The 23,251-nt window shown below is 59.4% G+C and carries 21 protein-coding genes; 10 read left to right on the top strand and 11 right to left on the bottom strand.

The annotated features are described in order from the left end of the window. Positions 1–19: 19 nt before the first annotated feature. Complete coding sequence (locus ADM64_RS07875; protein ID WP_049193790.1) at positions 20–1,192, bottom strand: N-acetylglutamate synthase, CG3035 family; 1,173 nt, start codon at positions 1,190–1,192, stop codon at positions 20–22. A gap of 3 nt (positions 1,193–1,195) precedes the next feature. After that, the gene (locus tag ADM64_RS07880) at positions 1,196–1,777 is read right to left on the bottom strand and encodes a peptide deformylase (protein WP_049193793.1); all 582 of its coding nucleotides are present in this window, start codon (positions 1,775–1,777) and stop codon (positions 1,196–1,198) included. A 201-nt stretch (positions 1,778–1,978) separates the two neighbouring features. Between ADM64_RS07880 and ADM64_RS07885 the strand changes: the two genes are divergently transcribed. From ADM64_RS07885 to ADM64_RS07900, 4 genes are all read left to right on the top strand, one after another. Beyond that, positions 1,979–2,326 (top strand): DUF3263 domain-containing protein, encoded by a 348-nt coding sequence (locus ADM64_RS07885; protein ID WP_016421513.1) that lies wholly within the window; start codon positions 1,979–1,981, stop codon positions 2,324–2,326. 42 nt (positions 2,327–2,368) lie between these two features. Further along, positions 2,369–3,292: a LytR C-terminal domain-containing protein gene (locus ADM64_RS07890; protein WP_222865186.1), complete on the top strand. Its 924-nt coding sequence runs from the start codon at positions 2,369–2,371 to the stop codon at positions 3,290–3,292. A 221-nt stretch (positions 3,293–3,513) separates the two neighbouring features. After that, on the top strand, positions 3,514–4,071 hold the full coding sequence (locus ADM64_RS07895) for a hypothetical protein (RefSeq protein WP_049169906.1): 558 nt from the start codon (positions 3,514–3,516) through the stop codon (positions 4,069–4,071). Between the two features lie 17 nt (positions 4,072–4,088). Continuing rightward, positions 4,089–5,312 (top strand): glutamate--cysteine ligase, encoded by a 1,224-nt coding sequence (locus ADM64_RS07900; RefSeq protein WP_049193794.1) that lies wholly within the window; start codon positions 4,089–4,091, stop codon positions 5,310–5,312. Between the two features lie 171 nt (positions 5,313–5,483). Here ADM64_RS07900 and ADM64_RS07905 read toward each other — a convergent pair whose 3' ends face one another. The 6 genes from ADM64_RS07905 to ADM64_RS07930 are packed head-to-tail and all read right to left on the bottom strand — an operon-like array spanning position 5,484 to position 12,217. After that, positions 5,484–5,834 (bottom strand): monovalent cation/H(+) antiporter subunit G, encoded by a 351-nt coding sequence (locus ADM64_RS07905; protein WP_038626688.1) that lies wholly within the window; start codon positions 5,832–5,834, stop codon positions 5,484–5,486. Beyond that, entirely contained in the window at positions 5,831–6,241 is a 411-nt protein-coding gene (locus ADM64_RS07910; RefSeq protein WP_049193795.1) for a monovalent cation/H+ antiporter complex subunit F, read from the bottom strand. Before ADM64_RS07910 ends, ADM64_RS07905 begins: the two co-directional genes overlap by 4 nt. Next, entirely contained in the window at positions 6,222–6,875 is a 654-nt protein-coding gene (locus ADM64_RS07915) for a Na+/H+ antiporter subunit E (RefSeq protein WP_049193796.1), read from the bottom strand. Before ADM64_RS07915 ends, ADM64_RS07910 begins: the two co-directional genes overlap by 20 nt. Then, complete coding sequence (locus tag ADM64_RS07920; RefSeq protein ID WP_049193797.1) at positions 6,875–8,578, bottom strand: Na+/H+ antiporter subunit D; 1,704 nt, start codon at positions 8,576–8,578, stop codon at positions 6,875–6,877. Before ADM64_RS07920 ends, ADM64_RS07915 begins: the two co-directional genes overlap by 1 nt. Next, positions 8,568–9,083, bottom strand: coding sequence for a Na(+)/H(+) antiporter subunit C (locus ADM64_RS07925; protein ID WP_048760372.1), 516 nt, complete (start codon positions 9,081–9,083; stop codon positions 8,568–8,570). The genes ADM64_RS07920 and ADM64_RS07925 overlap by 11 nt, the downstream gene beginning before the upstream one ends. After that, complete coding sequence (locus ADM64_RS07930) at positions 9,080–12,217, bottom strand: Na+/H+ antiporter subunit A (protein ID WP_049193803.1); 3,138 nt, start codon at positions 12,215–12,217, stop codon at positions 9,080–9,082. Before ADM64_RS07930 ends, ADM64_RS07925 begins: the two co-directional genes overlap by 4 nt. A gap of 284 nt (positions 12,218–12,501) precedes the next feature. Between ADM64_RS07930 and ADM64_RS07935 the strand changes: the two genes are divergently transcribed. From ADM64_RS07935 to ADM64_RS07945, 3 genes are all read left to right on the top strand, one after another. Beyond that, entirely contained in the window at positions 12,502–13,311 is an 810-nt protein-coding gene (locus ADM64_RS07935; RefSeq protein WP_035006260.1) for a metal ABC transporter ATP-binding protein, read from the top strand. After that, positions 13,308–15,074 (top strand): metal ABC transporter solute-binding protein, Zn/Mn family, encoded by a 1,767-nt coding sequence (locus tag ADM64_RS07940; RefSeq protein ID WP_222865187.1) that lies wholly within the window; start codon positions 13,308–13,310, stop codon positions 15,072–15,074. Before ADM64_RS07935 ends, ADM64_RS07940 begins: the two co-directional genes overlap by 4 nt. A gap of 294 nt (positions 15,075–15,368) precedes the next feature. Next, entirely contained in the window at positions 15,369–16,580 is a 1,212-nt protein-coding gene (locus ADM64_RS07945) for an IS110 family transposase (RefSeq protein WP_011273191.1), read from the top strand. Between the two features lie 151 nt (positions 16,581–16,731). Here the strand turns inward: ADM64_RS07945 and ADM64_RS07950 are convergent, their stop codons facing one another. Next, positions 16,732–17,286 (bottom strand): hypothetical protein, encoded by a 555-nt coding sequence (locus tag ADM64_RS07950; protein WP_048731724.1) that lies wholly within the window; start codon positions 17,284–17,286, stop codon positions 16,732–16,734. Positions 17,287–17,525: 239 nt separating this feature from the next. Then, entirely contained in the window at positions 17,526–18,911 is a 1,386-nt protein-coding gene (locus ADM64_RS07955) for a dipeptidase (RefSeq protein WP_049193798.1), read from the bottom strand. A 327-nt stretch (positions 18,912–19,238) separates the two neighbouring features. Here ADM64_RS07955 and groL point away from each other — a divergent pair, with 327 nt between their 5' ends. Continuing rightward, positions 19,239–20,864 carry a chaperonin GroEL gene (groL, locus tag ADM64_RS07960; RefSeq protein WP_049193799.1) on the top strand — a complete coding sequence of 542 codons (1,626 nt, stop codon included), beginning with the start codon at positions 19,239–19,241 and terminating at the stop codon, positions 20,862–20,864. A gap of 344 nt (positions 20,865–21,208) precedes the next feature. Here the strand turns inward: groL and ADM64_RS07965 are convergent, their stop codons facing one another. Then, positions 21,209–21,685: a DIP1984 family protein gene (locus tag ADM64_RS07965; protein ID WP_049190643.1), complete on the bottom strand. Its 477-nt coding sequence runs from the start codon at positions 21,683–21,685 to the stop codon at positions 21,209–21,211. 154 nt (positions 21,686–21,839) lie between these two features. On the opposite strand from ADM64_RS07965, the gene ppk2 reads away from it, so the two are divergent. Further along, complete coding sequence (ppk2, locus tag ADM64_RS07970; protein ID WP_005510168.1) at positions 21,840–22,739, top strand: polyphosphate kinase 2; 900 nt, start codon at positions 21,840–21,842, stop codon at positions 22,737–22,739. Positions 22,740–22,937: 198 nt separating this feature from the next. Next, the coding region (locus ADM64_RS10815) for a helix-turn-helix domain-containing protein (protein ID WP_241486319.1) at positions 22,938–23,251 on the top strand (314 nt) is incomplete at its 3' end.

Consider the following 23,251-nt stretch of genomic DNA (forward strand, 5'->3'; position numbering starts at 1 on the left):
GAAACGTAACCCCCGGCCCCTAAGCCCCTGTCAGCTCCGCGTAGCGGTGCCGGTGGTGCTCGGTAAAACCGAGTGTCCGGTACAGCGCAATGCCAGCCTCATTTGAGCCCAATACCTGCAGATATGCAGAATCTGCCCCGTGTTGTGTGCCCCAGTGCATCATGTGAATTCCCAGTAGGGTGCCAAGTCCTCGGCGGCGCATATCGGCTGCGACTTCCACAGCGGAGAACCCGAGCCACACACGGCCGTCGTCCGATTCGGTCAGCGTGCCGCGCGTAATGGCTACCGTGCGTATGCCTTCAGGCGCATTGTTGTCAGGCACTTGCAGGCGTCCGAAGCACATGCGGCCATCAATTTCATTGCGCAGAAGCTGTAGTGCATGCTCGGGCAGCGTGGTACCGCGGAAATGGTAGAGCCCCAGCCAGTCGTCGTCAGGTTGATCAGCGATATCCACCTGCACGTCTGCAAGCTCGACGCTGTGCTCATCGAGCACCTGTACGGCGCTGTGCTCATCAAGCACCTGTACGGCGCTGTGCGATTCAGCTGCCAATTCAGCAGGCGGCAAATCCCCATCGAGTGAGCGCGTCATAACCACAATGTCCGGCCCGACCGTCCACTCCGGCCCCGCGACCAGCGCCTGTGCAGGTTTGGCGATTCTATCCGGAATCGCAATCCGCACCGGCAAATCGTGGGAATCGTAAAACGACTTAATCTTCTCCAACGGCACCGGCTGAGTGCTGGCTCCGGGTTCGAGCGGCAGCGCGGAGTTGGAACGCTCCGTAATGCCATCGCCGGCTCGCAGCAGCCAGCCCGACTCCACCACATGCGCGATACCCGGGAAGGCCTTCGCTGTCGCAGTTTCCACGGCGCGAATATCCGAATTGCGCACCGGATGATCCGGCAGGGCCTTCACAATCAAAATGTGCTTATCGCTAAAGTCCACCGCTGCCACGGATTCGTCGGCACGCACGCCAGCACGAACCTGCGGACGCACGACGAACGGATCCATGCTGAGCACATGCCCAATGACGTCCGTAGTCTTCTTGCCGCTGGCCAATGCTTCTTCATCGGTCAGCGCGTGCCGCACAATGACACGACGTCCCACCGCCACTTCACCGACGCCCCAGCGGGAAATCGGTAGCTTCTGTGCTGCATTTTCGCTTGCCGACGACTCCAATTGCCTATCCGCCACGATCTAATCCTCGTGGCCGAACGGATCGGGATCCACGCCCGGCATCCAGGTCAGGCCGCCCTCGGTCCAACCGGCACGCTTGATTTCCTTCTTGGCCATGCGCTTCCAGCGGCCCGTGAGACAGTCGGTGTAAAGGAACCCATCCAGATGGCCGACCTCGTGCTGCATGCAGCGAGCGAGGAAACCGGTGGCCTCGATGCGGACCTCGTCGCCGTTTTCATCCAGGCCGGTGACGACAGCCTTCTCCGCGCGGTTGGTGGGGAAGGACAGGCCGGGTACAGAGAGGCAGCCTTCGTCATCGGAACCGTCGTCGTTAGGCATGGTCTTCGGGATTTCACTGGTGGTCAGCACCGGATTGATGACGCAGCCGCGGTGCCAGACGTCGTCATCATCGGGGCAGTTGTAGACGAACAGACGCTTGCCGACGCCCACCTGGTTGGCAGCCAGCCCCACACCGTGGGCGCGGTCCATGGTTTCGTACATGTCCTCGATGAGCTCACGCAGCTCGGAGATGTCCTCGGTCACCGGCTGGGTAGGAGTGTGGAGAACGGGGTCTCCGGCAATCACAATGGGACGGATAGTCATGTCGCTGATTCTACTCGGCGTCCATCTTTTCTAAATCGCCTGGTGATGTCAGGGGTCTTGGAGACGTTGGGCGATGTCGGAAGTGGTATGTAGGGCTGGGTGGCTGAGCCTTACTATGTATCTTCACTAAGTATCTGCATAAGCAGTGTCGTGCAGAATAGAAAATCAGGGCGACTGAGAAGGAAAGCGGGGTGCAGAAAAATGGTGAGCAAGAAGCCCATAGGCGGCAGCCACGAACCTGAGACTGAGTTGCGGCCTGACTCATCCGAGCATCCCGGACTCGCGGGCGATACCGGCGGCATTGAGCCCATTTTGGCGCAGAAAATGCTGGATTTTGAGAAGGAATGGCTGAAAGTTGCCCGCCGTGGGCCGCGTATGGCCGGTGCGCGGCAGGAGGCAATTCGGCGTCGCTTTGCCGAGGACTTCGGCAACAACACAATCCGTTACCACCAGGTACTTTCGCGACTTCTCGATTCTCCGGCAGCCGAAGCGGCCGAACCCGTGTTGGTTCATCGGCTGCGCGCCGTGCGGGACAACCAAGACGCATAAGGTTCAAGTTTCACTTCACGGTTCGGCGGCAGAACATATAGGATGTGGGATGTGTCTGACCAACTAAACCCTCAGAATTCGCCGCGTCCGGGCCGTCATCGACTCGATGACGACTTCGACGACTTCGATGAGTACAGCGATTACGCGGAGGCTCCCGCCGCTGGCGGCGCCCATGCGTACTCCGAGCCGTCGGATGCTCAACACACAGCGCCAAAATCTGCGGCTCCCGCCGCTGGTGCAGCTGCTGCTGGTGCCACCGCCGCCTCGACCGGTGCCAGCGCTGGGGCTGCTAGCAATTCCGCAGCTGCTGATGGTGTTGATGACGGCGACATCGGCGACGGTGCCGGTGATGGCCGCTACATGCGCGTTCTCGCTATCGTGCTGCTCGCTATCGGCGTGTGCCTGGTCGCCTACGGTGCCTATGCACTCAGCACACGTGGCGACGATGCCGAGAACACCGGCCAGAATGACACCTCGGCATCCGCTCCGGTTGACTCTGGTGCGCCTGCTGACTCGGCCAACGGCAGTGATCCGGCAAAGGATGGTGCTGTTGGAGATGGTGACGGCGAGGTTCCGCCGCCGCCACCGGCAAATGAGCCAGGCAAACCGGTTCCTCCCGCTGAGAATCCGCCGGCACAGGATGAGGCCAACGAAGCGCCCCAGATTGACCGCAAGACTGTCAAGGTCAGTGTCCTGAATAACTCTGAGGTCGTGGGCCTCGCCGATGACCTGTCCAAGCAGATGGGCGAGCAGGGCTGGGGCGCCGGCGAGACCGGCAATGCTCCTGAAGAGAAGATGGGTGTGTGGGAGAAGACCACCGTCTACTTCGACCCGAGGAACGAAGAGGAAAAGGCCGCCGCTGAGCAGATCGCGCATGACAACGGTTGGGAAGCCGCACCTCGCGATGACCGCCTCCGGGACGCTCCGGCGGGAATCGTCGTGGTCGCCACTGACCCGGCTCACTAGACTCCCGGCCCACCAGGCTTTGGTCTCTCACTAAGGTTTGCGGCCTAAGTCTCAAAACCTGCCGCCGTGGTGCGAAGCCCCATAGCTTTCCAAGTCCCGCGTAAGCCACACATTTCATGGCCTACGCGGGGCTTTTGCATATTTTGCAGTCTCAAACAGATCACGGCTGAAAAAGGGGTACTAGTATTCTGCTAGTAGCCAGTGAGGTCTGTGAGGTTTTTATGTTCGCCGTAAAGCGTCGTCGTGTTGCTGTCGCCACCGCGTTGGGTTGTGCTGCAACACTGTTGGTGTCCTGCTCGGGGGTTGAATCCAGCAGCGACAAGGACGGGAACGCAGGCGCGTCGACAAGCACTGCGCCAGTGAGCGTAGATCCGGCTGCACCGAAGCTGACCGAGCGAGTCAGCGCCTATAACTTCATCCGAACAAACGACGACGGATCAATGAAAATGCTGGCAACTGTACAGGTCATGAGCGCCAAGGGATGGATGGGCCTTTCCGACGAAAAAGGTCAGTTCACTACCTTGGATAAGGGCAAGTACACAGTGCAGGCGCGCGGTGCATCTGGCTGCAGTGGCATCGGCAGCCCCGCAACCGAAGGGTTGGGTGTCATCGGCGAAGTGCACGTCGATGACAAACGGAATGCAGATGTCTGGAACGTTCCGTCCAAGGTGGATGAAGACAGTTTCACCACAGTTGCGCTTGTCGATTCCAACGGTGACCTTGCCTCCTGCGCAAAAACCGTCACCTGGACGGAGCCAACTGAGGAAAACGACTCCTAGTGTGAAAAAATAGCGGTATGACTGAGCAATTTTCCGGATCGGCGCAGCCATCACTGGGAGTGGAATGGGAAGTGGCGTTCGTTGACCGACGAACGCGCGACACCGCCCCCGCTGCCGCCGAGGTGCTCGACATCATCGATGCGGAGCATCCCGGACATGGGCTCCAGCGAGAGTTCCTCGCCAACACCGTAGAGCTCGTCACCGGTGTGCACACGAACGTGCCCGGTGCCGTAGCGGAGCTCCAAAGCCAGCTGGACATGGTTCTCGAGGCCGCTGATCGCGTTGGGGTGGATGTGTGGTCATCGGGCTCGCATCCGTTCGCCCGCGGTACTGCTCAGCAGGTCAGCGCTAAGGGGCACTACTCCGAAATCATCAACCGCACTCAGTGGTGGGGTAACCAGATGATCATCTGGGGAGTCCACGTCCATGTTGGCATTAAGGACTCCGAACGCGTTTGGCCGATCATTCAGGCCCTGGCAACGAAGCTGCCGCACATGTTGGCGCTGTCTGCCTCCTCACCGGCCTGGAACGGTGAGGACATGGGTTACGCTTCCAACCGAAGCCTGCTCTACCAGCAGCTTCCCACCGCTGGTCAGCCGCCGGCGATTTACACGTGGCCCGAGTGGGAGTCCTACATGCACGACCAGTCCCGCTCCGGCGTCATCAATCACACCGGCTCGATGCACTTGGACATTCGCCCGGCATCAAAGTACGGCACCATTGAGATTCGTGTCGCTGACGCTACCTCTAACCTGCAGGAACTCGCCGCTATCGTGGCATTGACGCACTGTCTGACGGTTTACTACGACCGCATGTGGGAGGCTGGCGAGGAGCTACCGTCGCTGCAGTCCTGGCACATCGCCGAAAACAAGTGGCGCGCCGCCCGCTACGGCATGGACGCGCTGGTCATCGTCAATCGCGATACCGACGAGCGGTGGGTTCGCGACGAACTCCGTGAACTTGTGGTTCAACTCGCCCCGCTTGCCGACGAACTGGGTTGCCGAGCCGAACTGGAATTCGTCAACAACATCGTGGAAATGGGCGCGGCATACGAGCGGCAGCGCACTGTGGCGGATGCGGCCGGGGCGCTGCCTTCCATGGCTACCGAGGACGACGTACGGGCGAACGAAGAGCGCATTGGCCACACCCCGTGGCGTGCCGCCGTGGATCTTGCGGTGCAGGAACTGCGCGCCGGGCATCCGATAGCGCCTGCAGATTTCCACGAGCAAGTAGACGACTAGCCGTCGTTAAGCGGTGTGTGCCCAGACAAAAATTAGTGACTAGGCCTATAGCACTTTTGGGGTGCATAAACCTAGCCACTAACTGAAGAAAGGCGCCCCCCCTGGGCGGCCCCGGTCGAACCCGGTTCCGCTCCAGGTCGGGGTCCAATCTTGACGGGGAGTGTCCTCTCGTTATTCCCGGCTGTCATCGCGGGCGAGGCTGTCCTCGTCGACGAGCCTCTCTTTGAACGCCTCGTGGCCAACGCGGTTACTAACAATTGGCGATGTACCCAGAGCAAACAGGATAATCAGGGTCAACAGAGCCAAGTCACTACTAGTAGTTGTGTGAGCTGACGCGTGCGTGGCGACGTGCAAAAGCGAACCCGACAGCGTCAGAATTAGCCCCAGCGTTTGTGGCTTGGAGGATGCGTGCATGCGACTGATGGTGTCGCGGAAGCGTATTAATCCCACGGACGCTGCAACGCACAGTAGCATTCCGGTGATAATGAGTGCGATGGCGATAATGTCTGCCACGAGAATCATTTGGGCTCTCCCTTCACTGTTTTCGGAGCTGCTGTCGGTGTTGCCTTAGGCGCTGCTTTCTGTGCGGTTTTCTTTGTGGCGACCTTTCCGGCTGCTTTCGCCACACCCTTTCGGGAGCCCTTCGCGGGCTGCTTTCCGTCATCCGGAACACGGAACTTGGCGACTGCCAGCGAAGACAGGAAACCGAGCAGCGCAATGATGAGCATTGGGTAGACCACCGAAGTGTCCAAACTCCATGCCATGAACGCAGCGAGCATGCCCTGCAACATTGCAGTCATGGACTCCAGCGCCACCAGGCGGTCCAGCGAGTTTGGTCCTGCGATCATGTGCCCGAGGGTAATCATCACCGCAATGAAATAGCCTGCAGCAGCTACGCCGAGCAGAATGTTAAAAACTTCCGGGTTCATCGGCTGCTCCTTTCTCCCCTTTTTCGCTGCTCGTTTCGCCTTGCTCGCCGCTTTTCGCACTGCTCGGCTGCTCTTCGCCAGAGCCTGGCTTAGTCGGTTGCTCATGTACATCGCGGTTCTCAAACGCGCGAATCACCCGTCGCTCGATTCGGGTCAACTGGTTGATTTGTTCAGCTACCTTGCCTGTCGACGAAGCGTCGAGAAGATGCATGGTCAGCGTCTTTTTTCGCTTATCGATGTCCACGATGATGCCGCCCGGCTGCAGATTAATTAGTGCCATTGCAGTCGTGAGCGAAATATCGTCATTGGTCCGCATGGGGACCTTGATAATGGCAGTCGGTGGCGGATCATCTCGTCGGATGGCCAGCCAGGCGACACTGATAGAGGCCTTCACGAAGTCGATTGTCCAAGAACCGAACAGTCGCACCATGCCACCGAAGTTGATATCCAGCGCGCTGTTTGGCGGGATAGGCATGGCGAGGTTCAGCAACGTGGCTACAAGGATTCCCGAGAGCACATTGGCAAATGTCACCTCGCCCCACAGCATGACCCAAATAATCACTGTGAATAAGAAGAGCAGGATTGAAATACGTGGTGGTCGCTTTGCAGCCACCTTGGCGCGCGCTTTACTCATCAGCTTTCACCTGCTCCTTCCAGCGTGCTGGTGGCACGTTCGGTCGCTGAATCCGACTTCCATGGGCTCTTGGTGCGGCCTGGGTTTTCCAGCTGCTCCAGGCCCTTGTCATCGGCCGAGTCGATACCGAGGACCGCTGCGCGGTACTCATCAACATTCGCGACGTTGCTTGCCGCTTCGGTAGCCACATTGGACAGTGGCCCGGCCAGAACGGTAACCCCCACAGAGGCAATCACCAGCAGGGCCGTCGGCATCACCATGCCGAGTGGCATCTTGCCGACGTCGTCACGCTCTGCGATAGCAACCATCTGAGTCCTTTCCCGGAGCGCGGCTGGCTGCGCAAGCACGGTGTCGCCCTCGGGGGCGTCGGAACGGTCGCGCCAGAAGGCCTTCGACCAGACGAGAATCATGGTGTAGAGGGTCAGCAGGCTGGTGATGATAGATCCCGCAACCAGAATCCATGCGGTGGCGGATCCGTTCTGTGCGCCGGCCTCGATGAGCATGACCTTGCCCAGGAAGCCTGAGAACGGTGGGATACCACCGAGGTTGAGCGCGGGCACGAGGTATAGCAACGCCAGCAGCGGCGACGTCTTGGCCAGGCTACCGAGGCTGCGCAGGGAGGACGAGCCCGCCTGGCGCTCGATAAGCCCGACCACCAGGAACAATGCCGTCTGCACCAGAATGTGGTGGACGATGTAGAAAATCGCGCCGCCGAGTCCCAGCGTATTGCCGACGGCAATACCGAAGATCATGTATCCGATGTGGGATACCAGCGTAAAAGACAAGAGACGTTTAATGTCATTTTGGGCCATGGCACCGAGAATGCCCATGAGCATTGTCGCTAGGCCAGCCCACATCAGGACGTCGTCAAGCCTGCCGTCTGGGAAAACGACACTGCGCGTGCGGATGATCGCGTAGACACCCACCTTCGTCAGCAGCCCCGCGAAGACCGCGGTAACCATCGACGGTGCGGTGGGGTAGGAGTCTGGCAACCACGCCGACAGCGGGAACACCGCCGCCTTCACTGCGAAGGCGACGAGCAGCACTGCGAAGATCGCGGTGCGGGTGCCATCGGGGATGTCCTCCATGCGCAGGGAAATGTGTGCGAAGTTCACCGTGCCGACCGCTTGATAAACCAGGCCAATCGCCAGCAGGAACACCATCGAGGACAACATGTTGACCATCACATACGACACGCCTGCGCGAATGCGTGACGACGATGCCCCCAGCGTGAGCAACACGTAGGAGGCTACGAGCAGAACCTCGAAGCCGACGTACATGTTGAACAGATCGCCGGCCAGGAAGGCCATGGAGACGCCCATGTTGAGCAGCATGTACGTCGGAACGAAGACGGAGATCGGCTCATCTTCGTCACCATCGCTAATACCCTGGCCGATGCCGAACCACATCACGGCAAAGAGGACCAGCTGAGAGACGGTGATCATCAACACTGCGAGGTTGTCGGCTACGAGCGTGATGCCGATTGGTGCGTCCCAGCCGCCCACCTGGACCGTGTGGACGCCGTGCGCGTAGATGAGATACACCAAGGCGCTGGCGACTCCCAGCAGGCTGCCGAGCGAGATTAGCGCGATCGCCTGCTGTGCTTTGGGAAAACGTGCCAGCAGCAGAGCAATTGCGGCGGTGGCGGCGGGGACGATGATAGGCAGCGGAATTAGTGCCAGAATTATTTGCTCAGTCGTCATCGTCGTCACCTCCTGGGGAGTTTGATGGCGGGGTCACGGGCTTTTCGAAACTGGCCGGACCGAAGCTATCGCCGGCCTCTGTGGGACGACCGGTGGTGGGATCGTCGGACTTGTCGTGGTCCGGAGCAGCTGATGGGTCGCTGGCCCGACGCATTGCCAGGCTGCGGTCCTCGTGGTCATCTTGCACGTGATCGCCGATGCGGTAGCGGTGCTGGCGATAGAGCAGAGCCAACAGGAATGCGGTCATGCCCATGGAAATAACAATTGCGGTGAGGATAAAGGCCTGGGGCAGTGAGTCTGCCTGAGCATCGCTGACCAGCGATTCCCTATCCCAAATTGGTGGCCGTCCCGGCGAACCAGAGCCAAGCAGGATGAGCAGGTTGATACCGTTGCCCATCAGCAACAGTCCCATGAGCATCCTGGTCAACGAACGATCGAGGAACAGGTACACCCCTGTAGCAATCAGCGTGCCGACAGTTGCTAGCAGAACAAAATTGAGAATCACGGGTGTGTGTCCTTTCCTTCGGTCCTAGCTGGGGCTGTCGGTTCTGAAGCCTCTGAGGTGGCTGTGTTGGCAGAGTCTGCGGGTTTAGTGCCGGCAGGTTTAACGCTTGCGGGATTAGCGCCTGCGGACTTAACACCTGCGGGCTTAGCCGCCGCCAACTTGCTGCGCAGCTGGCGGGACTGGCCGAGTGCGGCTCGATTCACACGACGTGAACGATCACGCTCAGCGCGAAGGTTTATCTGAGCGTCGATGCCACCGCCCAAACTGCGGAGGATGTAGACAATCGTGCTAACCACGATCATGTATACGCCCAGGTCAAAGAGCATCGGGGAGACAACAGTGACATCTCCGAGCAGCGGAATTTCCCGCGAGCCATACGTAGAAGTTAGCGGTGCCCACCCCACAAACAGTGGCCACAACGCGCTGAGTGCCGACACCAGCAAACCGCCGCCGAGAAGCATCTCGTTAGGAATCGGCAGAGTTGCCGCCAACTCACGACGACCACCGATGAGATAACGCATGGTCAGTGCCAGCGCAGCCACGAGACCACCGGCGAAGCCACCGCCGACATCGTTATGGCCGGCAAAAAAGAGATAGAAGGAAACCACCATCATGGCGGGGAAGAGCACGCGCGATGCCACCAGCACCATGATCGGGTAGCGCAACCGCTCGGCTTCACCGGACTCATCGAGAGTGTTCAACCAACGGTTGGTGCGGCGAGCTCGATTCCGCTGCGGCTTAATCTTTGAACGCATATGCATGGTATGCGTGCGGAAGACCAGTGAGGTAATCCCCAGAGCCACCATCACCAGCACGGTGATTTCACCGAAGGTGTCCCAGGCGCGGATGTCGACAAGCAGTACGTTGACTGCATTCTGGCCGTGTCCAATATCGTGCGCCAGCGGCGGAATGTCGCCCGAGATTGGCTCAGTACGACGGGAGCCCATGGCGTAGGCGGCCAACACGGGAACCGTGACACCGACTGCAATGGCCAACCAAGCACGGTGTCGTGTCCACCTCGGGTTCGATGCCGGTGCCCGCGGGGAGAGCGTACGCAACACCAACACGAAAATAATCATTGAGACCGTCTCGACCAGCAGCTGCGTCAGGGCCAAGTCAGGAGCGCCGTACATGGCGAAAATAATGGCCAAGCCGTAGCCTGTCACGCCTACCAGGATGACCCCGGAAAGCCTGTTCTTCTGCCGGGTAGCGGCCAGCGCCGCGATAATCATGATGAGCGCAACTGCACCCTGCGGAGCAGAGTCCCACAGTTCCATTCGCAGCTCATCGCGCTCGCCGAGCAACAACGCACCGATGGACAGCACGATGAGGGTCAGCAAAATGACCGCTTCATTCAACGGGAGGGAACCACGCTGGGTCGCAGCAGTGACACGGAGAGAAAGACGGCGGGCCAAGTCCAGGATTCCGTCGTAAAGCGCATCGGCACTACCGAGAGCCGGCTGATCAAACTGCAGCTGACGCACCAGATTACGCTGCCAATGCATGATGGCACCCACGAGTAGAATTGTGGCCGTCAGTGCCAGCGGAAGGGTGAATCCGTGCCAGAGCGCCAGGTGCGTTTCTGCTTCCGTATTCGGGAATGCGCTGGTGAGGTAGGGCGAGATAATCGAGTCGAGGACGCGGGGAACCAGGCCGAAAACCAAACCTGCCAGCGCCAACAGCCAAGCCGGGCCAATCTGATCCCACGTCGGGGAATCCATCTCTGCCACGGCAGGGGAAGTGCCACCGCCGCTGGCGTGGGTGCTGGACTTGGTCGCAAACGCGGCGCGCAGCAGGTACAGCGAGTACGCTACGGTCAGAATCGAACCCACGACGAGGCCAATGGTGGTAAACACCGACGGCATCCCATGCAGCGGATCAGCATTGAGCGTGGCCTCCAGCGCAGCTTCCTTGGCGACGAAGCCGAAGAACGGCGGCACACCCATCATCGATGCAGCGGCGAGAATCGAAATCACCAGCAACTGCGGCGACTTTCTACCGAGCCCAGAGAGCTCACGGATATCGCGCGTACCAGTCAGCCTGTCAATTGTGCCCGCGACCATAAACAGCGCGGCCTTGAACATGGCATGGCCGAGCGTCAGTGCCAGGGCTGCCAGCATCGTCGCACGCGTGCCTATCGACGCGACTGTGATGATGAATCCCAACTGGCTGACAGTGCCATACGCCATAATCAGCTTGAGATCCTTCTGGCGCAGGGCCATCCAGCCGGCCATGATCATGGTCAAGAGGCCGAGCGGGATGATGATTGGCTGCCACGCGTTGGTGTCATTGAAGGTCGGCGCGAGCCGGGCAACCAGGAACACACCGGCTTTGACCATCGCTGCCGAATGCAGGAAGGAAGAAACCGGGGTAGGGGCGGCCATTGCACCGGGTAGCCAGAAGTGGAAGGGCGCGATAGCGGACTTCGACAGCGCACCAACGACCAGCAGGATTGCGGCCGTGGATACTGCCGTGGAGTCCAGCTGTGCCGCTGTCAGAGCGCCAGGCGCGGTGAGTTCGGAGAAGTTCCAGAAACCGGTGGTCACTCCCATCAGAACGATACCGACCAGCATGATGAGGCCACCCAGCGTCGTGACCAGGAGCGCCTGGCCTGCTGCGCGACGGGAGGAGGCGCGCTCGGCGTAGTAGCCCACCAGGAGGAAGGACAGAACCGAGGTAATTTCCCAGAAGACGAACATCAGCATGATGCTGTCGCTGATGACCAGGCCGTACATCGCCGCAGCGAAGGCGATCATTTGGGCTGCGAAGGAACCTACGCGGCGACGTTTGCCGAGTGGCGGGTTGATGAAGTAACCGGAGCAGTACACCAGTACGAGAAAGCCGATGGTCAAAACCAGCGTGCCGAAGAGCGATTCAATAGGACCTAATCGCAGGTTTACATCCAAGTGGATAATGGGCATCCACGAAAAATGCGTGACGGCGGGTTGCGTGAGTGCGGAAGTTTCCCCGTTGCCATTGTCTAGAGCTAAGCGAACGAGATGGGTGCCGGTGTAGATGGCACCGCCTGCCAGCGGGAGGCTGAGTACGAGGAACCCGCGGGTTCCGAGCCACTTAATCGTCCATGGTGCAAGCGCTGCCGTAACGAACAGGATGCACAGGAGAGAAGTCACTATTCCATAATGATTGGAACACGCCAGTTCATGCAACCCCGTTTTAGGGACTTAAGCATTTGAAGCGGTGTTAACCGAGTGTGTGAAAACGGTCAATTGTTTCTGGGAAAGTGAAAATTTGGGGGTGAGTTGTGGGGGGGGGCGGAAGTTGGGCATTTTTTGGGGCTTGAGCGGCTGACTGCTCAAGCCCCAAATCAGTGCCATTACTGCCCCCAACACCACCCCACCCCAAAGGTCAATACATTGAACTTGGTGATTCATTGAACTGACCACTATTCTTGGCTGCCATGAGTATTAGCGTCCAGAACTTGAGCGTGAGCTACGGCGCGAACACCGCGATTCGGAACATCAGCTTCACCCTCGACTCCCCCGGCATGCACGGCATCATCGGCCCCAACGGCTCAGGCAAATCCACCCTCATGAAGGCGATGCTCCAGATCCTGGACAAACACAACGTCCACGGCACAGGCCCCACCGGCGCCCCCGCCGGCTACCCCGTCACCCTCGACGGCAAGGCCCCCGCCGAGCAGCGCCGCGCAATCGCTTATATCGAGCAGCGCTCTGACCTCGACCGCAACTTCCCCACCAGCGTCTTCGACACCGTCCTGATGGGCACTTACCCGCGCCTGGGTCTTTTCCACCGCCCCGGCAAGGCCGAACGCGAAGCAGCCACCCAGGCTCTCAAGGACGTCGACATGTGGGACTTTCGCCACCGCCACATCAGCGAACTCTCGGGCGGACAGTTCCAGCGCGTCCTCTTTGCCCGCGCCATCGTCCAGGACGCGGAGTACATCTTCCTGGACGAGCCCTTCGTCGGCATCGACGTCCCCAGCGAGAAGACGATCGTGACCCTGCTGCGGCAGATGGCGGACGCGGGCAAGCACGTCGTCGTCGTGCACCACGACATGAACACGGTGCGCGGCTACTACAACGACCTCATCGTCCTCAACGGCGAGCTCGTCGCGGCGGGTCCCACCGAGGAGGTCTTCGTCCCCGACGTGCTGCAGAAGGCCTTCGGCGCGCTCGTCATCCGCGAGCCGTCAGCACCAGCCCACCCCACGCCACGGCAGGCAGCCCTCCAGGAGGAGACAGCATGATCGCGGAGTTCCTCGACTCACTACTCAGCCACGGCTACCTGCAAAAAGCGCTGATCACCTCGGTGATCGTGGGCGTGGCCTGCGGCATCGTCGGCAGCTTCATCGTGCTGCGCGGCATGGCCCTGATTGGCGACGCCATCTCGCACGCCGTACTACCGGGGGTCGCGGCCTCCTACCTGCTCGGCACGAACCTCTTCCTCGGGGCGGTGGTCGCGGGTCTACTCGCCACACTGGCGATCGGGCTGATCAGCGAACGCTCCACTGTGAAGAACGATTCGGCGATCGGCATCGTCTTTTCCACCTTCTTCGCGATCGGCGTGCTGCTCATGGCGAAAGCGCAGACGGCGACGGATCTGACGGAGATCCTCTTCGGCAACGTCCTGACCGTTCAGGACGCCGACCGCAACCTCTCGATCGGTATTGCCGCTGCCGTGCTGATTCTCACGCTGGTCTTTTACAAGGAGCTCAAGCTCAGCACCTTCGACCCCGTCATGGCGCAGTCGGCTGGCGTGCCCGTGCGGGCAATCCACTACGGGCTGATGGTGGTGCTCACGCTGGTGACGGTCATTTCCCTGCAGACGGTGGGCGTGATCCTGGTGGTCTCCCTGCTGATCACTCCGGCGTCGGCGGCGTACCTGCTGACGAACCGGCTGGGAGTGATGATCGGGCTTTCAGTGGCGATCTCGGCGCTCAGCTCCGTAGTGGGGCTGTTCCTGAGCTATAGCTACAACGTGTCCTCCGGCGTGACGATCGTGCTGACCGCCAGCGCGCTGTTCCTGCTGGCTTTCCTCTTCGCGCCAGGCAAGGGACTGATTGCTCGCTCGCTGGGCAATAAGCCACTGGCCGCGCTGTTGGCCCTCCTGGTGGGCGGTGCCCTCGTGTTCGGGGCCGTGACCTTCTCGACGGAGGAGAAGGCAGACGGTGAGCAGCTGAACGTCGTCACCACCTTCACGCTGCTGGCGGACCTGGTGGAGGAGATCGGCGGCGAGGCGGTGGACGTCCATAACCTCGTGCCGACCGGCACGGACCCGCACGACTACGACCCCCTGCCCGCGGACCTGGATGCGACGAGCGACGCCGACCTGCTGTTCTACAACGGGCTGAACCTCGAGGGCGGTGAGCACGGCTGGCTCGCGAAACTGAAAAACACCGCGGGCCTGGACGATTCCCAGATGGTCGAGGCCACCAAGGGCGTGGAACCGAAGTACCTCAAGGACGAAAAGGGCAATCAGGAGATCAACCCGCACGCCTTCCTGGACCCGACCGTCGGCATCGCGATGGCCGAGAACGTGACCGCGGCGCTGGCCGAGGCCCTGCCCGAGCGTGCCGAGCACATCGAGGAGAAGGGGGCGGAGTACAAGGCCATGCTGGAGAGCATCGACGCCGACTACCGCGAGCAGATCGGTGCGCTGCCGAAGGAGGATCGTGTGCTCGTGGCCAGTGAACATGCCTTCCAATACATGGTCGACACCTACGGCATGGAGCAGCTGTATATCTGGCAGATCGACACGGATGAAAACGGCTCCCCCGCGCAGATCGGACACCTCGTGCGCCAGCTGAAGGACAAGCGCCCGAAGCACCTGTTCGTGGAGTCGAACGTGGATACGCGCCCCATGAAGACCGTCTCGAAGGAGGCCGGGATTCCGATCTTCGACGAGCCACTGCACTCCGATGAGCTCGGCAAGCCGGGCACGGTCGCGGGAACCTACGAGGATTTCCTGCGCAGCAACTTGAAGACCATGATCGCGGGGCTGAAGCGCTAAAACGCGAATGCTCGAGGCCCACATGCGTTGGGCTTCCCCGGTCGCATTCCCGTTACCTTGTGAGTGTCCCCGATAATGGGGATAGTCGCTGGTCCCGGTATGGCTTACCTGCCCTGTAGTTTCCATAATCCGGGGGGGGGTGTTGCCGCCGGGTGCCAGGACTTTCGATGACAGCTGATAGGGACACGGCCAGTTTTAAACTAGGTCTCTTTGTAACGTGGGTGCTTGCAACGAAGGTCATGACACCAGCGACTGGAACAACGCCATACCCATCTCGTTTTCTAGGAGCTCATCATGTCTCCGGAGCATTCCATCGACATATTCCTTGGGTTAGACGTCGGCAAATCTGAACACCACGCCTGCGCCTTAGACCGTGATGGCAACAAGGTCTTCGACAAACCGTTGCCTCAACTCGAATCCGAACTAGCAGGCGTTTTTCACCAGCTTCAGAAGCTTGGCACCGTGCTCGTGATCGTCGACCAACCCAACACCATCGGCGCACTACCGATTGCTGTAGCCCGGGACTGCGGTTGCGAAGTCGGATACCTGCCAGGTCTTGCGATGCGCAAAGCTGCAGATCTCTATCCGGGACGTGCAAAAACAGACAAACGCGACGCATTCATCATCGCCGACACCGCCCGCACAATGCCCCACACGCTACGTGCCGTCGACCGCAATGATGAGGTACTCTCCGCCCTAAAGATGCTGTCCGGCTTCGATGATGACATCGCCCGCGATTGCACTCGCACTGTCAATCGGCTTCGCAGTGTCCTCACCCAGATCTACCCCAGCCTGGAACGAGTTTTTGCTGGTAGCACCCTGACTCGCACGCCGATCCTGGAATTATTGATCCATTACAAGGGACCGCAGGGGCTAAAAAGAGCCGGATACCAACGAGTGTTGAACTGGATGATCAAGCGCACACGTAAAGACCCCACCCCGCTGGTAGACGACATTTTTACAGCGCTGAAAGCTCAAACAGTCACCGTGCCTGGAAGCGATGCCGCCGAGTTAGTAATTCCTCAACTGGCTGCAAACATCCAGGCCCTCAAAGAGCAACGAAACACCATTGCTGAGCAGGTTGAAGAGATGCTCGCTGATTTCCCTCTTTGTGAGGTCTTGATGAGTATGCCCGGAGTCGGCATCAAGACCGCAGCGCAGATCCTTCTTGCGATCGGTGATGGCTCCGACTTCGCTAGTGCTGGCCACTTAGCTGCTTATGCTGGAATAGCACCCGTGACTAGACGATCCGGTTCGTCGATCAGAGGTGAATTCCCGGCACGGTCAGGCAATAAACGACTGAAAAACGCCTTGTTCTACTCCGCATTCGCAGTTATCCGCAGCCACGAACCGTCACGGCGGTATTACGAACGCAAACGCGCTGAAGGAAAACGCCACAACGCAGCAGTCATCTGCCTGGCACGACGCCGATGCAATGTCATCTACGCGATGCTGAAAAACAAGGAGTTCTTCCGCGAAATCCCGCCACGCCCCGTCGCCGCATAAAGCCCCAAAGACGAAGCCGACCAGCACACGCTGGCCGGCTCCTAGGCACGCCTAAGAAACTACTCCCAAGACTGTGCTCGTCAACATCGGTCTGGCACTTGACAAAAACATAGGGACACCCCCCGTTTACTAAACGAGCAGCATCCGCGTCCTACCCATGCAGGCGGTTAGCAGCGCAGACCAAAGCGGAAAGCACGGAAGCCTCCGGAGTCTGGCCGAAGCCCATGGTCCACACATGGTCATTGTTGTGACCTGCATAGACAAAGGTAGCGGTAGCTTCGAAGATTTCGAACTGGTGGAATTCCACGATTTCCACGCGGTAACCTGCATCAGCCAGCAGATTAGTGCAAGCCGACACCGGCCCCATAGCGGTAATCTCCTGGGTGAAGGTGTGGGTGTGGTCGTCCTTGTCGGTCAGTGTTAAGTCAGCGTTGAAATTCCAGCGCCCCAGGGTGCCGCGGGTTGCCTCGAAATTCTTGATCTGAACCGGGCCGCTCGTGGGGGAGTAGGTGTCCTTGAACTTCTGCCAGTTCATGCCACGAGCTTCTTGCCTTAAGCCTCGAGGCAGGCGATGTCCGAATCGAGCCCTAAATGGATCGTCGGAATAAGTTCGCACATTGCCGTCGTCCTGGTGCTCCAACGAAGGGCGCTTGCCCGTGAACGTCGTCGAAGTGGACATGTTCTTCTGGGTGCGAGTGGGAAACATTCTTTTCTGGTCCTTTGCTTAGTTGCTTTTGCTGTGAGTGGCGGACCAACCAAGTGCTTTGAGAAGTTGCGGCCAGAGACCCCGTGTGGAGGGGTCAGTCCTGTCGGCCTCCACCGGGGTTCGTAGCCTTCGCTACTCGAATAAGAATGTTCTGCTGCATGGGTGGAACCTTACTACAGGTAAAAGATGTGACACAAGTCATTCAATCAATATCTTTGGTGGATTCTTTGCTGTCCCCGTTAAATTCCGTTGACAGAGGCCAGGAAAACCGCCTCGCCAATAGCGATGTCGCGAATCTCGTTCGGGTCGACCGATTCATCAGCCGAGTGGATGCGAGCCTGTGGCTCCTCCACGCCGTAAAGCGCGATGTCAGCACCTGGTACGGCGTCCAGCAGGGTGGCGCACAGCGGAATTGAGGCGCCCTCGCCCATGCTTGCGGTCTCCTTGCCATAGGCGGCCGACAGGCTGTCAGCGACCAGTTGCACAACCTTGCCCTCAACGTTGGCCCGGAACGGGTTAGCCAGCTCGTCGCGTTCGACCGTCACCTTCACGCCCCACGGAGCATGTGCGCGCAGGTGATTTTCCAGCGCGTCCTGCGCCTCAGCCGGATCAACGCCGCCTGGGATGCGGAAGTTAATGTGCGCCATGGCGGTCGACGAAATCGCGTTGACAGCATTGGTTGCCGGTGGGCAGTCGATGCCGGTCACAATCACCGACGGGCGCGCCCAGGTCAGATCGGAGACGGAAGTGTCCTCGTTGCTAATCAGGCCCACTCCATTGAGCACGCCGGCGTCAGCGCGGAAAGTCTCTGGCGCGTAGTCCAGGCCCTCCCACCGCTGCGAGCAGTCCAGTCCATCAATAGAAGTAAAGCCATTTTCATCGCGCAGGCTGTCGAGCATGCGAATCAGTGCCGCCAGCGCATCCGGGGCTGCGCCGCCGAACATGCCCGAGTGAACCGGCTGCTCCAGCGCATCGACGCGTACTTCCACATCGGCGGTGCCGCGCAGAGTGGTCACGAGCGTCGGCTGGCCAACCTCGGCATTGCCGACATCCGCAATGAGGATGACGTCGGCGTCGAAAAGCTCTGGCTGTGTGGCGATGAGGTTGTTCAGGCCCGCCGACCCGCGCTCCTCGGAGCCCTCCACGATGAGTTTGATGTTTGGCATGTCGACGTGGCCCGCAAGAGCGTCGTCGCGCAGCGCGCGCAGCGCAGCCAGGTGCATGACCACGTTGCCCTTGCAGTCGGCAGTACCGCGGCCGTACCAGCGACCGTCGCGCTCGTCGAGCGTCCATGGATCTGCGGTCCAGGCGGATTCGTCGCCCGCCGGCTGAACGTCGTAATGGGAGTAGAGCAGTACGGTCTTCGCGCTTTCCGACGACCCGGGGACGAAACCCGACAGTGCAATCGAGCCGTCGACGGTGTGGTGCGCCTCCAGTTCGATGCCCAGCTCTGCGTACATGTCGGTAACCGCCTTAACTGCGTCAATGCAGGCCTGCTTGGTTTCTTCGGTGCCGTGTACGGAGGGGAAGGCCACCAGCTCGGTCAGCTGGGTGCGGATGGTCTCGCGTTGGCTGGAGATGTGGTCTCGCAGGGTCTCCGTGAGTTCCTTATTAATAATGCTCATGTGCGACAGTGTAGGCGCACAACCATGATGGCGTTGGAAGTGGCATAAGGAGTGACGCCAGGAGTGACAATGCTTAACCTTGCACTCGATGGGGTTGAGTGCTAGAAAAGTGAATTAGCACTTGCTCTAATTGAGTGCTAATAAAAACAACTTCACACCTTGTGTATGCGTGTGCTGAAACAAGTGTTGAAAAGTCGTTAAAAAGTACAGTGTTGACTCCGGTGATGGAGAGGGCGGCGCTTCCCTCGAATCACATGCCGTCGCGGGCGCCTGGGTCAACTTCCAATGTAAGTGCCACATAAATAGACGGAGGATTCTTCAAACCTCATGGCTAAGATGATTGCATTTGACGAGGAGGCCCGCCGCGGTCTCGAAACGGGTCTGAATACCCTGGCAGACGCTGTCAAGGTTACGCTGGGCCCGAAGGGTCGCAACGTAGTCCTCGAGCGCAAGTGGGGCGCACCGCTAATCACCAATGACGGTGTCTCCATTGCACGTGAAATCGAACTTGAGGATCCTTACGAGAAGATCGGCGCTGAGCTGGTCAAGGAAGTTGCCAAGAAGACCGACGACGTCGCTGGTGACGGTACTACTACCGCTACCGTTCTGGCTCAGGCTCTGGTTTCCGAGGGTCTGCGCAACGTTGCTGCTGGCTCCAACCCGATGGGCATCAAGCGCGGCATCGAGAAGGCTGTCGCGGCTGTTACCGAGAAGCTGCTGGAGTCCGCTAAGGACATCGAGACCAAGGAGCAGATTGCTGCTACCGCTGGTATCTCCGCTGCTGACCCGGCTATCGGTGAGCTGATTGCCACCGCTATGGACAAGGTCGGCAAGGAAGGCGTCATTACCGTGGAAGAGGCCAACACCTTTGGTCTCGACCTGGAGCTGACCGAGGGTATGCGCTTCGACAAGGGCTACATCTCCGGTTACTTCGCCACCGACATGGAGCGCCAGGAGGCCGTTCTGGAGGATCCGTACATCCTCCTGGTTTCCGGCAAGATCTCCAACATCAAGGACCTGCTGCCGCTGCTGGAGAAGGTCATGCAGTCCGGCAAGCCGCTGCTGATTATTGCTGAGGACGTCGAGGGTGAGGCTCTGTCCACCCTGGTCGTCAACAAGATCCGCGGCACCTTCAAGTCTGTCGCTGTGAAGGCTCCGGGCTTCGGCGACCGCCGTAAGGCAATGCTGCAGGACATGGCTATCCTGACCGATGGCCAGGTCATCTCCGAGGAGGTCGGCCTGTCGCTCGAGACCGCTGACCTGCCGCTGCTGGGTCGCGCTCGCAAGGTGGTCGTCACCAAGGACGAGACCACTATCGTCGAGGGCGCTGGCGAGCAGTCCGCTATCGAGGGCCGCGTCAACCAGATCCGCGCTGAGATCGAGAACTCCGACTCCGACTACGACAAGGAGAAGCTGCAGGAGCGCCTGGCTAAGCTCGCCGGCGGTGTTGCAGTTATCAAGGCTGGCGCCGCAACTGAGGTCGAGCTCAAGGAGCGCAAGCACCGCATTGAGGATGCCGTCCGTAACGCAAAGGCTGCTGTGGAAGAGGGCATCGTCGCAGGTGGCGGTTCCGCACTGCTGCAGGTCTCGCACGTGCTTGACGACGAGCTGGGTCTGACCGGCGACGAGGCAACCGGTGTCCGCATCGTGCGTGCGGCTCTCGCAGCTCCGCTGCGCCAGATTGCTCTGAACGCTGGTTTCGAGGCCGGCGTCGTTACCGAGAAGGTTGCTTCCCTGCCGCAGGGTGAAGGCCTGAACGCTGCTACCGGCGAGTACATCGACCTGATGGAAGCTGGCATCAACGACCCGGTGAAGGTTACCCGCTCCGCACTGCAGAATGCCGCTTCCATTGCGGCTCTGTTCCTGACCACCGAGGCTGTTGTCGCTGACAAGCCGGAACCGGCTATGCCGGCAATGCCGGGTGGCGACGAGATGGGCGGCATGGGCTTCTAAAAGAGGTCCCGACTGCTTGAGTTAGCCTAAAAAGCGCCGCTGAGGGAAATCCTCAGCGGCGCTTTTTGCTGTGTAACTTGAGAAAGTTTTAAGTCCCCGAACCCACCCTCGTTGCATCAGACGCCTCAGCGCTTGGTAGTGAAAAATAACCGATGATCTGTACCCATGTACGCAATGACGAGGACTGTCTGTTATTAATCCTGCTGCCTCAGTACAGGTGAGATCTTTAGGTGTCCCTTTAAGGCCAGAGACAGGCCGTCGCGCTCGCCGACAATCTGGATGCAACTACCGACTTATCAAAATGTGAAATTCTTCTGGTTTCGCTACCGAACCCTGCCACTTTGCTATTCGGCCGGCTTATTCGCGGCCTCGATAAGCTCGGTTGACCAGTTCGCCTGCTGAATACGGGTATCCAAGTCCCGGTATTCCTTCGCCGCCTTGTCGGCTTTCTGGCGCAGCGACCGGATATCCACAGTGGCGACATAGCGAATCTCCGAAGCTGAGTATCGATCCCGCCGACCCGAGCCCTGATCGGCTGCGGAGGTGTAGAACCGCCGCCGTGTTAGCAGGTGGTCGCGCTTCGCAAGTGCGTCGCTAAGCGTTCCGTCCTCGAAGGCAGTAGCGGAATTCGTTGCGTTAATCGAGCGCACCAGCCATTCGAAGCGCGCCATCAGACGCTCGGCTTCGGCAATAAGCGCTTGCGGATCTTCATCAGGCGTATCGCCTTCCTGCACCTGCGCCACCAGCGCGAGACGGCGATTAATCTCAGCCAGCCGGTCGGAAACTTCGGATCGTGCGGCAAGAGCCTCGGATAACAACATGGCATTTATTGTACGCGCAGTGCTTATCGACGGTCGCTGCGTGCAGTCCCACCCCCTCAATTTCGGTAAGACGGAACGTTAACTGCTGGGAAATTGCAGGTAAGGGCACCCGCATGGGGGACGTGTGGTAGAGAAATTCAGTAGGATAAGGGGTATGGCTGACAAGAATGAAGAGGAATTCCACATCGTCGATTTGGCGAAGACCGAAGGTTACGTCGTCGATGATTCTGATGAGGACGATCCGGTACTGGTCACTCCAGACGGTGAGCGGGTTGATACCTGGCGCGATGGCTACCCGTACGAGGAGCGCATGACGCGCAAGGAATACGAGTCTATTAAGAGGAAGCTGCAGATTGAGCTTCTGAAGTGGCAGAACTGGACCAAGGAAACTGGTCAGAAGCACATCATCCTCTTCGAAGGCCGTGACGCCGCTGGTAAGGGCGGTACCATTAAGCGCTTTAACGAGCACCTGAATCCGCGTGGTGCTCGAACTGTGGCTCTGGAAAAGCCGTCGCCGCGTGAGTCCACCTCGTGGTACTTCCAGCGCTATATTGAGCATTTTCCGTGCGCTGGCGAAATCGTCTTCTTCGACCGTTCTTGGTACAACCGTTCGGGCGTTGAGCGCGTGATGGGTTTCTGTACTGAGTCTCAGCATGCAGAGTTCCTGCGTGAGGTTCCGATGCTGGAGAACATGATTCTGGGCTCCGGTATTTCGCTGACCAAGCTGTGGTTCTCGGTGACCCAGAAGGAGCAGCGCACTCGCTTCGCTATTCGCCAGGTCGACCCGGTACGTCAGTGGAAGCTCTCTCCGATGGACCTCGCATCGCTGGACCGTTGGGGTGACTACACCCGCGCGAAGGAAGAGCAGTTCCGTTACACGGATACCGATGAGTCCCCGTGGATTACCATTAAGTCCAACGACAAGAAGCGTGCCCGCATCAACGCGATGCGTTATGTGCTGAGCAAGTTTGAGTACACGGAGAAGGACCACGAGCTGGTCGGTACTCCGGATCCGAAGATTGTTAAGCGTGGCCGTGACCAGATTGGTGACTAGCTCGGTGGTCCGTGACTGACAAAGTTCTTGTCTAGAAGAAACGCCCGTAGGAGTGCTCAGGCACTCGGCGGGCGTTTTCTTATGGCTGGCGGCGGCGGGGCGATGCCCTTACGGCTGACGACGGCGGGCCAGTGCAAGTTAGTGACTGAGTTTATGTCAAAAACGGCCAGAAAATTGGCCGGTAGGTTCAGGCGGTGAATGCATCACCACTTTCGACCAGGAGAAGTAGTGAAGCAAACCCGCCGAACGAAATACAGTGCCATCAAACCGATTGCGCTTCAACACATCGCCAACGGGGCATCAGCAAGCGCAGTTGGACGTGAGTTAGGGATACCCTCACCAACTGTCAGGCGGTGGGCGCGACAAGCCGGAATTGAGATCCAGCACCAATCGCACTACCCGAAGGTCTCGATGATGCATAAGCATCGCGTGATCTACGAGATGCTTATGGCCGGCTCATATAGTGTTGCCGAGATTGCCGCGCAGGCTGGGGTGTGCACAACCACGGTGTA

The sequence above is a fragment of the Corynebacterium sp. 401_CJEI genome, assembly GCF_001076435.1.
Classification (GTDB): domain Bacteria; phylum Actinomycetota; class Actinomycetes; order Mycobacteriales; family Mycobacteriaceae; genus Corynebacterium; species Corynebacterium jeikeium_D.